The organism is Rhodospirillales bacterium (assembly GCA_014323865.1).
Classification (GTDB): domain Bacteria; phylum Pseudomonadota; class Alphaproteobacteria; order SP197; family SP197; genus SP197.
Genome location: JACONG010000006.1, coordinates 190,209 through 202,034, shown reverse-complemented (window position 1 = coordinate 202,034; position 11,826 = coordinate 190,209). Strand labels below are relative to the sequence as shown.

Here is an 11,826-nt window from a genome sequence, read left to right as displayed (position 1 = left end):
TTCTCGATCCGATTGAGGTCATGCAATCTGGGTCCTTGATCAACGTGTTCCAGGCCTCGCAACAGTTCGCCACGATATCGTCGTAGCTTGCGAAGACGCGGTTTGAGAGCCAGTTGTCCCGGATGTACTGCCAGACGTTTTCGACCGGGTTCAACTCAGGCGACCTCGGCGGCAGTGGCAACAAGGTGATGGTCTCGGGCACCTCGAGTTTCGATGTCGTGTGCCACCCGGCCTGATCGACGATCAGGATTGCGTGGGCGCCGGGCGCGACTTCGGTGCTGATCAGCTTCAGGTGTTCGGCCATCGCGTGGGTGTCGACCCAGGGCATGACCGAACCGGCCGCCGGACAGATTGCACCGAAGATGTAGGCCCATTGGGTGCGTTGATCCTTTGGCGCGCGAGGACGGGTGCCGCGCTTGGCCCAGCGGCGGGTGATCTTGTTCTTCTGTCCCACCCTTGCCTCGTCCTGGAACCAGATTTCTATCGGTGGCGAGCCGTTCTGAACACGGATGTCGCGGACCACGTCGGGGAAGTTTTCTTTGAACGCCTTGATCGCATCCGGGTCTTGTGCATGGTGCTGGGGACGCGCCGAAAGCTTGCGGAAACCCATGGCGCGCAGCTCACGGCCCACTGTGGTGCGACTGATCGTCACGCCAAACGTGCACTTGACCCACACGGCCAGATCAACCAGGCGCCAACGGACCACGCCATCACGATCGGGGTCGGGGCCAGCCTCGACCGCAGCAGCCAATTGCTGGCGTTGCTCATCCGTCAGGATCGAGGGTTTGCCCGGCACCTTGCGGGTCCGCAGCCCTTCTGGCCCGTCAGCATTGAACCGCAGAACCTAGTCGCGGATAATCTGCAGACCAACTCCGCCAGTGCGCGCCGCATCAGATCGCGATCCGCCGTCCAGGATCATCGCAATGGCCAACACCCGCCTCGTCCGGTCTGCATCGTCGCTCTGTCGCGCCAAACGCGCCAGATCGGAAGCCGAAAAATCACTGCGAAGCTTGATAGCCGGGCTCATGGAAACCCTCATTCCGTTTTCCACAATAAACCACCATGAACAGTTCAAGGGAACCCCTGACAATACGTCAAACTCAATGGGACGTAGTATCAGAGGCGCGGGTTTCCGAGCCCGCGTTCAACGGTTCTGGTGAGGAGGTGTCGACCAGGAGGATGCAATTCCTTTGGCCGACAGCTTGGCCGGGCTGAAACCCGTGGGCGAGGTTGACCCGCCACCGTCAGCGACAATATGGTCAGCACACCGACAAGGCTGGTGAGAGCCTGTAGCTCAGCTGGTAGAGCATCTGACTTTTAATCAGAGGGTCCAGGGTTCGAGTCCCTGCGGGCTCACCATCCACTAAAACCCACATAAACCCACTTCAACCCTTATAAAACCGTTTCCTGGCGGGGCGGGCTGCAGATGTCGCCACCAGCGGCCCGGCAACGGAGCTACTGCGGTATCAGGGTAATGGTCACGGGGCTTTCGTACTTGTTGTCAGCACCTGTGGCGGAATCGATGACGCTGCTGAGATCCGCCGTGAGAAAAACATCTGCAGCAATCCCGACTGTACCTGCGTGGAGCAGGTCCCGGTGCCGGAGTTGAGTCCCGGCGATATCGTGGTGACGGACAATCTTCCGGCCCATGAGGCAGCGGGTGTCCGCCATGCCATCGAAGCCGCCTGTGCCGGGCTGCTTGACCTGTCGCCCTAGAGCCCGGACTTGGGCCCCTCGGGATGGCATTCTCCAGGCTCAAGGCTCTGCTCCGAAAGGCCGAGGCGAACCCCGGCCTTTCCCGTAACCGTAAGTGGACGGATCAGACGTCAAAGAGGAACTCGTCCCACCTCTCGGCGATCCAGTCGCCCTTTTCGACATACACCGCGTACTTCGGAACGATCGGCTCGATCGTGCTCGAGGCGCGATTGAAGGACTTGTCCGACAGGTTCGGCAGCATGTCGCGTGGCAGAACCGGGGCGGTCCAGAGGTTATCGGTGATCGTGGTCTGGGCTTCCGGCGAGACACACCAGTTGATGAACTCCTGGCAGGTGTCGGCCTTCTCGGTGCCCTGAACCATGCACCACGAACCGAAGTCGATGACACCGCCTTCCTTCGGGAAGGTCGACATGATGGGGAAGCCTTCCTCGATCATGACTTGGGTCACATCGTGGTAGTATTGGCCGCCCGTGAGCTCGCCCGACTGCAGCATGGCCTGGAACTGGCCTTCGTCACGGAACCAGAGGCGGACATTCTCTTTCATCTCCGCCATTTTTTCCATGCAGGTGATCAGACCGTCGTCTGAGTCCATGATCTCGTTACCGCCGAAGAAGGTCTTGGCGGTGATGTCGATCAGGTAGCTCGAGTCCGCGTTGCGGCCCCAGCCGAGCTCGCCGGCGAACTTCGGATTCCAAGCGTCGGCCCAGGAGGTCGGCGCATCGGGCCAGACTTGGGTGTTGGTCACGAAGGTGGCGTACCAGGCCAGCACCGGGCAGCCCAGCGGCGTCCCGGCATCATTGCGCAGGATCAGGTAGTCTGGAACGTTGGCGATGTTGGGTACGGCATTGGCGGTCAGCGGAATGAAGACCTCGGGCGCGCGACGCATGGAGCCCTGGGCCGCCATGGTGATGTCGACCGCCGGGGAGCCCGCCTCAATGCTGCTCTTGAGGTTGACGAACCACTCGAAACCGCCGGGCTGCGAGACCGTCTCGACCTCAATCCCGGTTGCCTTGGTGAACTCCGGATAGGCATATTGCGACAGCATGTCCTCGAAGAAACCGCCGTAGGACGACACCTTGATCGACTCGTCGGCCCAAGCGCGGCGCAGAACCGAGGGTGCGGCGAGAACGCCGGTGGCCGCGGCCGTACCCTTAAGGATCGTGCGGCGATTGGTGACAGTCTTATAGGTCATGTTGAGCTCCCATACCTCCAAGTTGAACGGATCACAATAGTGCTTCGGTGAATTCGGTCAACAGCGCACTTGGACTGGCAAAAGTTTGTAATCTATTGGCTTTTCGAACTCTTCGAGGGAAGGAAATCGTGATGGTGATGGACGCCCTGCGCCGGAAACTCTCGGCAGGTGAACTCCTGTTGCTTGACGGTGCGACGGGCACTGAACTGGAGCGCCGCGGCGCGCAGATGAGCCGCAGCGCCTGGTGCGCCTTGGCGACGTCGACCGACCCCGGGACTCTCCTGGGTATCCATGAGGACTACATCCGCGCAGGTTCCGACGTCATCACGGCGAACACCTTTTCCAATGCGCACCATATGCTGGAACAGGCGGGGTGCGGCGATCGGGCGCCGGAACTGACCCGGCAGGCCGTCGAAATCGCGCTCCGGGCGCGCGACCGCGCCGCCGACGGCCGCGACGTTGCGGTCGCCGTCTCGCTCTCGCATCAGATGCCGATGGTGGCCGGCGCCGCTCGCGATGATCCCGAGCGCCGGCCCGAGCCCGAACGGGTACTCGACAACTTCAGGGAGGTGCTGAACTCGGGACGTGATGCGGGCGCTGACATGATCATGCTGGAGATGATGTCCCGCCCGATCCATATCGCGCTCGCGCTCCAGGCTGCCGAAGAGTGCGGCTTGCCCTACTGGTGCGGCATGAGCGCGCGAATGGAGGAGGACAAGGTCCTCAGCTACGTCTGGGAGAGCTTTCCCTTCGAGGAGAGTGTCGCGAGCGTGATGCAAGGTGGCGCCGAGGTCGTCGGCATCATGCACACCAACGTGAACGCCACAGGACCCGCACTCGATATCCTTCGGGCGGCGTGGAAGGGGCCGATGATGGCTTATCCGGACTCCGGCTTCTTCAAGATGCCGTCCTGGCAGTTCACCGACATCATTGAGCTCGACGATCTCGCGGACGAGGCCCAGACGTGGCGCGATCGCGGTGTCCAGGTCTTCGGTGGTTGCTGCGGTCTCGGGCTCGAGCACATTCGCACTCTGGCCGCTCTGCGGCACTAGAATTCCTTGCGGCCCGGATTGTCACATGACAAAATGAAGAAGCATCGTTTCCAATCTTCAAGCGGAGGTTCGCGCGAGGTGCAGCAAAGCATCCGAGGCGGCGACATAGGGGAGTGACAGTATGAAGTGTAACCTCATGGCCGCAGTCGCGGTGCCGGCTCTTGCGATCGCCCTGGTGGCCAGCGCATCGGCCGAAGACATCAACATCGGTGTCATCCTGGGCTACACGGGCCCGATTGAATCGCTGACGCCGGATATGGCGGAGTCGGCGGAACTCGCCCTCCAGGAAGCCTCGGACTCCGGCATTCTGCTGGGCGGTGCCACGCTGGTTTCGGTCCGCGGTGATTCGACCTGCATCGACTCCGCGGCGGCCACCTCGGCGGCCGAGCGCCTGATCACCTCCGACGGAGTCGCGGCCATCATGGGCGCTGACTGCTCGGGCGTGACCACGGCCATCGCCAACAACGTCGCGGTGCCGAACGGTGTCGTGATGGTCTCGCCCTCGGCGACCTCGCCGGCGCTGACCACCATCGAGGACAACGGTTACTTCTTCCGCACCGCGCCGTCGGATGCGCGCCAGGGCGAAGTGCTGGCCTCGATCCTGATGGACCGCGGCATCATGGAAGTCGCCGTGACCTATACGAGCAACGACTACGGCAAGGGCCTGGCCGACAGCTTCGAAGGCGCCTTCACCGAGATGGGCGGTTCGGTCTCCGTTGCCGCGTCGCATGAAGACGGCAAGGCCGACTACTCGGCTGAAGTCGCGGCGCTTGCCGCGACTGGATCTGACTACCTCGCCGTGTTCGGTTATGTCGACCAGGGTGGTAAGGGCATCATCCAGACCTCGATCGACACCGGTGCGTTCGAGAACTTCATCCTCGCGGACGGCATGATCGGCCAGTCGCTGATCGACAGCATCGGCTCGGACCTCGACGGCACGATCATCGGCAGCCTGCCGGGTTCCGATCGCCCCGAGGCCGACAACTTCGTCGCCTTGGCCCAGGAAGCGGGTCTGACCGGCGATTGCCCGTTCTGCGGTGAATCCTACGACGCCGCCGCGCTGATCGCGCTGGCCATGCAGGCTGCGGGTTCGGCCGACCGTGCCGCGATCCAGAGCAGGATCATGGATGTCGCCAATGACCCCGGTGAGCCGATTGGGCCCGGTGAGCTGGCCAAGGGTCTGCAGATCCTGGCTGACGGCGGCGAGGTCGACTATGTCGGTGCCACTGGTGTCGAGTTGACCGACGTTGGCGAGACCTTCGGTTCCTACAAGGAGCTCGAAGTCCAGAACGGCGAGTTCGTTACCATTCAGGTCCGCTGATCGAGCGGGTCTTGAGCGGGCCTGGCGTCATCAAGTCGTCGGGCCCGTTTCTCTTGTGCCCTTCCTGACCAAGCCATGATCCAGGTCTCGGACCTGCACAAGCACTTCGGTGGCCTGCGTGCCGTCGATGGCGTGACCATTGAAATCGCTGGCGGCGCGATCACCGGACTGATCGGACCGAACGGTGCGGGCAAGACCACGCTGTTCAACGTCATCGCCGGTCTGTTTCCACCGTCGTCGGGGAAGGTCTCACTTGATGGCGACGACATAACCGGCCTGAAGCCGCACGAGTTGTTTCATCGTGGCCTGCTGCGCACGTTCCAGATCGCTCATGAGTTCACCCACCTGACCGTGCGCGAGAACCTCATGATGGTGCCCGCCGAACAGGCCGGCGAGAACCTGCTGGACGTCTGGTTCCGGCCCGGAACCGTGCGCGCCCAGGAAGCGGAGATTCGCGACCGTGCCAAGGACGTGATTGCCTTTCTCAATCTCGGCCACGCCGCCGACGAGATCGCGGGCAATCTCTCGGGCGGGCAGAAGAAGCTGCTGGAACTCGGCCGGACCATGATGGTCGACGCCAAGATCGTGTTCCTCGACGAGGTCGGCGCCGGCGTGAACAGGACCCTGCTGCGCACCATCGGCGATGCGATCATCCGGCTGAACGAGGAGCGCGGCTACACGTTCTGCATGATCGAGCACGACATGGACTTCATCTCGCGGCTCTGCGACCCGGTCATCGTCATGGCGGAGGGCAAGCTCCTGATGCAGGGCACCGCGGACGAGGTGAAGAGCGACGAGCGCGTGATCGAGGCCTACCTGGGACGTGGCCTCAGGAACCGTCCGGGAGCCCAGGCATGACCCTGCTCATCGGCGAAAACATGACCGGCGGGTACGGTGGCACCGACATTCTTCACGGCTGCACCATTGCCGTCGAAGCCGGGCAGATCGCCGTGATCGTCGGTCCCAATGGCGCGGGCAAGTCGACCGCGATGAAGGCGGTGTTCGGCCTGCTCGATCTGCGTGCGGGCACCGTGATGCTCAAGGGCAAGGACATCACGCACCTGTCGCCACAGGCCCGGGTCCGGGAGGGCATGGCGTTCGTGCCGCAGGCCGATAACGTCTTCGCGGGCATGACGGTCGAGGAGAACCTCGAGATGGGCGCCTATCTTCGCGACGACGATTTCTTGGTCACCATGGAGCAGGTCTTCGAGCTGTTTCCGATCCTTAAGGACAAACGGCGCCAGGCTGCGGGCGAGTTGTCGGGCGGCCAGCGGCAGCAGGTGGCCGTGGGCCGTGCGCTGATGACCCAGCCGGGAGTGCTGATGCTGGACGAGCCAACGGCCGGTGTATCGCCGGTCGTCATGGACGAGCTGTTCGACCGGATCATTGAGGTCGGTCGCACAGGGGTCGCGGTCCTCATGGTCGAGCAGAACGCGGCCCAGGCCCTGGCGATCGCCGACATGGGCTATGTCCTGGTGACGGGCGAGAACCGGCATAGCGATACCGGCCAGGCGCTCTTGGACGATCCTGTGGTGCGCCGGTCGTTCTTGGGCGGCTGAGTATGGAAGACCTGCTCAACGCCGTTGTGCTCATCACCAATTTCGTGGTGATCCCGGGCTTGGCCTACGGTTCGCAGCTCGCTCTGGGCGCGCTCGGCGTCACCATGGTCTTCGGCATCCTGCGCTTTGCCAACTTCGCCCACGGCGACCTGATGGCCTTCGGCACGATGTTCGTGATTCTGGTGACATGGTGGCTGCAGGGCTTGGGCATCACGATCGATCCGTTGCCGACGGCATTGCTGGCATTGCCGGTGGGCATTCTCACCGCCGTGGCGATCTGCCTTTTGACCGATCGGTGGGTTTACCGTTTCTACCGATGCAACAGGAGCCCCGCCGTGATCTTCGTCATCGTCTCGGTCGGCGTGATGTTCCTGATGAACGGCATCGTGCGCATGATCATCGGCCCCGACGATCAGTCATTCGCCGACGGCGCCCGGTTCCTGATCAAGGTCAAGGAGTTCAAGGAAGCGACCGGGCTCGACGAAGGTCTTGCGCTCAAGCTCTCCCAGGGCCTGACCATCGCGGTCACGATCCTCGTGGTCGTGGCGCTCTTCCTCTTCCTGAACAGGTCGCGCACCGGCAAGGCGATGCGCGCCTATTCCGACAACGAGGACCTCGCACTGCTCTCGGGTGTCAATCCCGACCGGGTCGTGTTCTTTGCCTGGGCCATTGCGGGCGCTCTGGCGACGATTGCCGGCACGCTCTATGGCCTCGACAAGAGCTTCAAGCCGTTCACCTACTTCCAGCTTATGCTGCCGATCTTCGCAGCGGCCATCGTCGGCGGTATCGGCCATCCTGTGGGGGCTGTCGTTGGCGGCTACGTGGTCGCATTTTCCGAAGTCACGATCACCTATGCCTATCGCAAGTTCCTGATCTATCTCGCGCCTGAATCATGGGCGCCTGAAGGCCTCGTTCAGCTTCTGGCGACCGAGTACAAGTTTGCCGTCAGCTTCGTCATCCTTGTCGTCGTACTGCTCGTCAGACCGACAGGCATCTTCAAGGGCAAGGTCATATGAACCAGGCGCTGCGCGGCCCCATCCTGTTTGCGATCATGGGTGGCCTGCTCATGCTGGTCGGCTTCGGCCAGTCCTGGTCGGTTGCGCTGTCGATCCTCAATCTCTGCCTGATCTCGTCGATCATGGCGCTGGGCCTCAACATGCAGTGGGGCTACGCGGGGCTCTTCAACGTCGGCGTCATGAGCTTTACGGCGCTGGGTGGCGTTGCCGCAGTGCTGGTTTCCAAACCTCCGGTTCCGGAAGCTTGGGAGGTCGCCTGGATCGACCTGCTGGGAACCGTGGTCACGCTGATCGCGGCGATCGGCATCATTGTCCGCGTTCGTCGCCGACTGGTTCCCGGCGGTTTGCGCATGATCGTGACGGCCGTACTGATTCTGGTGGGCTACGGAGCGGTCCGGATCTTCTTCGACCCGGCGGTCGAGGCCATCGAGGAGACCAATCCGGCCAAGAGCGGCTATCTCGGCGGTCTGAACCTGCCGATCATCCTTGCCTGGCCGATCGGTGGCCTGGTTGCGGCCGGAGCTGCTTGGATGATCGCCAAAGTGGCGCTGGGCCTGCGCGCCGACTATCTCGCCATCGCGACGCTCGGCATCTCCGAGATCGTGCTCGCCATTCTCAAGAACGAGGACTGGCTGGCACGTGGCGTGAAGAACGTCACCGGCCTCGATAGGCCGGTGCCCTACGAGGTCGATCTTCAGGAGTCCGCCCGCTTCCGAGAGTTTGTGTCGGGCATGGGTATGGACGTTCTTGATGCCTCGACCATCTTCGTCAAGCTCTGTTACGCCAGCCTTTTCCTTGCCGTGTTGGTCATCGTCATGGTGCTCGCCCAGAAGGCGCTCCATTCGCCCTGGGGCCGCATGATGCGGGCGATTCGCGATAACGAGGCCGCAGCTGCGGCGATGGGCAAGAACGTGACGCGCCGCCATCTCGAAATCTTTGTCATCGGTGCAGCCGTCGTCGGCATGGCAGGCGCCATGCTGACCACGCTCGACGGCCAGTTCACGCCGGGCAGCTACCAGCCGCTGCGCTTCACGTTCCTGATCTGGGTGATGGTGATCGTCGGCGGTTCCGGCAACAACTGGGGTGCCGTGCTGGGCGGATTCTTCGTCTGGTTCATCTGGGTCGAGGCCGAACCGGCGGGGCTCTGGCTGATGGAGGTCCTGACATCAGTTCTGGGCGACGAAAGCGCCCTCCGCGAACACCTGATCGCAAGCGCGCCCTACATGCGCGTGTGCGTCATGGGCCTGATCCTGCTTTTGGTCCTGCGCTTCTCGCCCCGTGGCCTGATCCCCGACCGGATGGGACGCTGACAGTCCTCTTGGCCTGGCGGCAGGGAACCAGCAAGCTTTGTTCCTGTCTCATCGGCAGTGGCGGCCGGAAAGGCGGCGAGCAGGGCGGTGAGGGGGAGGGCAGTTTTCATGGGATAGGCCACGGAACTGTGTCGCCTGAGGTCTTCAACAGAGAGACCTGAATCAAAAGAGCCGATGACCATGATGTGGTCATCGTCTCTCGCGTGAGGTTGTCGAACGATCAGGACTTCGCCTTGCGTCCCAGTCCGATGTTCTTGGCGAATTCGGAGCGCGCCCTTGAGTAGTTCGGAGCGACCATCGGATAGTCGGCGGGAAGCCCCCACCTGGCTTTGTATTCTGACGGCGTCATGCCGTAGTTCGTCCTGATGTAGCGCTTGAGCACCTTGAGTTTCTTGCCATCTTCCAAGCAGACAATGTAATCAGGCTGCACCGACTTCCTGATGGGTACGGCGGGTTCGGGTGCTTCCGACGCGGGTTCCGCAGTCTTGGCTTCGGCAATCTGGGCGAGCGTATCGTGAACACGCCGAACCAGATCGGGAAGTGCATTGGCGTCGGTCGAGTTGTTGCTGACGTACGCTGAGACGATTTCAGTGGTCATCTCGAGAAGTTCACCGCGCGTCAGCATGTTCATTGGATCGTCTTCGATCATGCTCATCACCATTGAGGAAACGTAAGTCGGATTTAGCAACGAGATAGCAGGTTTGCAAAGGTATGCTGTAGCGATTCCCAACATTCATTTGTATTTATTCACTCAATACCGATCCATTTCTTTCTGGTTTGGAGTCGTTTGGTCGATGCGACTCGATATGGTATGAACGCTACCCTTCGCTACTGCATTTGGGGGATGGCGTGGGCAAGATCAAATTGGTCCTGGCGTCCGACCATGCCGGCACCACACTGAAGACGATCCTGGACGAGGCCTTGAGGGATTGGGGTCACGAGACCCTCGATCTGGGCACCGACGGACCGGACCCCGTCGACTATCCCGATTTTGCGGATTTGCTGGCCAATGCGCTGGCCGACGGCTTGGCTGACCTTGGCGTTCTGGTCTGCGGTACCGGCATCGGCATCGGGATCGCGGCCAACCGCCATGAGCATGTCCGGGCGGCCGTTTGCCATGACGTCACGTCGGCGCGCCTGACCCGACAGCACAACAATGCGAATGTCATTGCCATGGGCGAACGCCTGATCGGGCCGGAAACGGCCAAAGATTGTCTCAAAGTGTTCGTCGAGACGTCGTTTGAAGGCGGTCGCCACCAGAGGCGTGTCGACAAGTTGTCGCCCCCCCCGGGTGTCTGATAGAAATGTGCCCGATTTTCCCCGACTTCTCTGGAGATCACGACCATGTCCCTCGCGGCTGAACACCATACCGCCAGTGACTTCTTCACCCGGAGCTTGGCTGACACAGATCCCGATGTGCTGGATGCCATCAAGGGCGAACTGCGCCGACAGCAGGATCAGATCGAGCTGATTGCTTCGGAGAACATCGTCTCGACGGCAGTGATGGAAGCGCAAGGCACGGTCCTGACCAACAAGTATGCCGAAGGCTACCCCGGGCGCCGCTACTACGGCGGCTGCGAGCACGTCGATGTGGTCGAGCGGATCGCCATCGACCGCGCCAAGCAACTCTTCAACTGCAACTATGCGAACGTCCAGCCGCATTCGGGTGCGCAGGCGAACGGCGCCGTGTTTCTGGGGCTGCTTCAGCCCGGCGATACCATGCTCGGCATGTCGCTGGCCCATGGCGGACATCTGACCCACGGCGCGGCACCCAACCAGTCCGGCAAGTGGTTCAATGCCGTGGCCTACGGCGTGAGCCCGGAGACGCAGCAGATCGACTACGACGACCTGGAGCGGCTGGCGGTCGAAAACGAGCCCAGGCTGATCATCGCCGGCGGCTCGGCGATCCCCCGGATCATCGACTTCGCTCGGATGCGCGAGATCGCCGACAAGGTCGGTGCGTATCTGCTGGTCGACATGGCGCACTTCGCCGGTCTCGTCGCAGCCGGGGTGCATCCCAGCCCGCTGCCGCATGCCCATGTCTGCACGACTACGACTCACAAGACCCTTCGTGGCCCCCGCGGCGGCATGATCCTCTCGAACGACGAGGAACTGGGGAAGAAATTCAACTCGGCTGTGTTCCCGGGCCTTCAGGGCGGCCCGCTCATGCATGTCATCGCGGCCAAGGCCGTCATGCTGGGCGAGGCGCTGCAGCCCGAGTTCAAGGCTTATTCGCAGGCGGTGGTCGACAACGCCAAGGCGCTGGCGGCCTCGCTGGTCGATGGTGGTCTCGACATCGTTTCGGGCGGCACCGACACCCATGTAATGCTGGTCGACCTGCGGCCCAAGGGCGTGACCGGCAACATCGCTGACAAGAGCCTTGATCGCGCGCGGATCACCTGCAACAAGAACGCCATTCCCTTTGACCCGGAAAAGCCTATGGTGACGTCGGGCATTCGCCTGGGTACGCCGGCGGGTACGACGCGGGGGTTTGGCGTTGCAGAGTTTCGTCAGGTTGGAGAGCTGATCGTCAAGGTGCTCGATGGTCTGGCCGCCAATCCTGAGGACAACAGCGCAGCGGAGCAGGAGGTTGCCGAGAAGGTCCTGGACCTTTGCCACAAGTTCCCAGTCTATGAAGCTATGGATCTGAGTTAGACGAG

At 62.1% G+C, this 11,826-nt stretch carries 10 protein-coding genes, 1 tRNA gene and 2 pseudogenes; 10 read left to right on the top strand and 3 right to left on the bottom strand.

All coding sequences use genetic code 11. The annotated features are described in order from the left end of the window. A pseudogene (locus GDA49_03620) lies at positions 1-1,027 on the bottom strand (IS630 family transposase). A 256-nt stretch (positions 1,028-1,283) separates the two neighbouring features. Here GDA49_03620 and GDA49_03615 point away from each other — a divergent pair. Next, a tRNA-Lys gene (locus GDA49_03615) sits at positions 1,284-1,359 on the top strand. A gap of 216 nt (positions 1,360-1,575) precedes the next feature. Beyond that, positions 1,576-1,778, top strand: a pseudogene (locus GDA49_03610) (IS630 family transposase). 41 nt (positions 1,779-1,819) lie between these two features. On the opposite strand, the gene GDA49_03605 reads toward GDA49_03610, so the two are convergent. Further along, positions 1,820-2,908, bottom strand: coding sequence for an extracellular solute-binding protein (locus tag GDA49_03605; protein ID MBC6439498.1), 1,089 nt, complete (start codon positions 2,906-2,908; stop codon positions 1,820-1,822). Positions 2,909-3,039: 131 nt separating this feature from the next. On the opposite strand from GDA49_03605, the gene GDA49_03600 reads away from it, so the two are divergent. From GDA49_03600 to GDA49_03575, 6 genes are all read left to right on the top strand, one after another. After that, entirely contained in the window at positions 3,040-3,960 is a 921-nt protein-coding gene (locus tag GDA49_03600; protein ID MBC6439497.1) for a homocysteine S-methyltransferase family protein, read from the top strand. 121 nt (positions 3,961-4,081) lie between these two features. Beyond that, positions 4,082-5,281 carry an ABC transporter substrate-binding protein gene (locus GDA49_03595; GenBank protein ID MBC6439496.1) on the top strand — a complete coding sequence of 400 codons (1,200 nt, stop codon included), beginning with the start codon at positions 4,082-4,084 and terminating at the stop codon, positions 5,279-5,281. Positions 5,282-5,356: 75 nt separating this feature from the next. After that, a complete protein-coding gene (locus tag GDA49_03590; GenBank protein MBC6439495.1) occupies positions 5,357-6,139 on the top strand; it encodes an ABC transporter ATP-binding protein in 783 nt (260 codons plus the stop codon). Continuing rightward, the gene (locus tag GDA49_03585) at positions 6,136-6,840 is read left to right on the top strand and encodes an ABC transporter ATP-binding protein (GenBank protein ID MBC6439494.1); all 705 of its coding nucleotides are present in this window, start codon (positions 6,136-6,138) and stop codon (positions 6,838-6,840) included. The genes GDA49_03590 and GDA49_03585 overlap by 4 nt, the downstream gene beginning before the upstream one ends. A 2-nt stretch (positions 6,841-6,842) precedes the next feature. After that, entirely contained in the window at positions 6,843-7,856 is a 1,014-nt protein-coding gene (locus GDA49_03580; protein ID MBC6439493.1) for a branched-chain amino acid ABC transporter permease, read from the top strand. Continuing rightward, positions 7,853-9,166 carry a branched-chain amino acid ABC transporter permease gene (locus tag GDA49_03575; protein ID MBC6439492.1) on the top strand — a complete coding sequence of 438 codons (1,314 nt, stop codon included), beginning with the start codon at positions 7,853-7,855 and terminating at the stop codon, positions 9,164-9,166. Before GDA49_03580 ends, GDA49_03575 begins: the two co-directional genes overlap by 4 nt. Positions 9,167-9,386: 220 nt before the next feature. Here GDA49_03575 and GDA49_03570 read toward each other — a convergent pair whose 3' ends face one another. Next, on the bottom strand, positions 9,387-9,791 hold the full coding sequence (locus GDA49_03570) for a MucR family transcriptional regulator (protein MBC6439491.1): 405 nt from the start codon (positions 9,789-9,791) through the stop codon (positions 9,387-9,389). Positions 9,792-10,015: 224 nt separating this feature from the next. On the opposite strand from GDA49_03570, the gene rpiB reads away from it, so the two are divergent. Together rpiB and GDA49_03560 are read left to right on the top strand one after the other, a co-directional pair. Beyond that, positions 10,016-10,465 (top strand): ribose 5-phosphate isomerase B, encoded by a 450-nt coding sequence (gene rpiB, locus GDA49_03565; GenBank protein ID MBC6439490.1) that lies wholly within the window; start codon positions 10,016-10,018, stop codon positions 10,463-10,465. Positions 10,466-10,510: 45 nt separating this feature from the next. Further along, the gene (locus tag GDA49_03560) at positions 10,511-11,821 is read left to right on the top strand and encodes a serine hydroxymethyltransferase (protein ID MBC6439489.1); all 1,311 of its coding nucleotides are present in this window, start codon (positions 10,511-10,513) and stop codon (positions 11,819-11,821) included. The last annotated feature ends 5 nt before the right edge of the window (positions 11,822-11,826 follow it).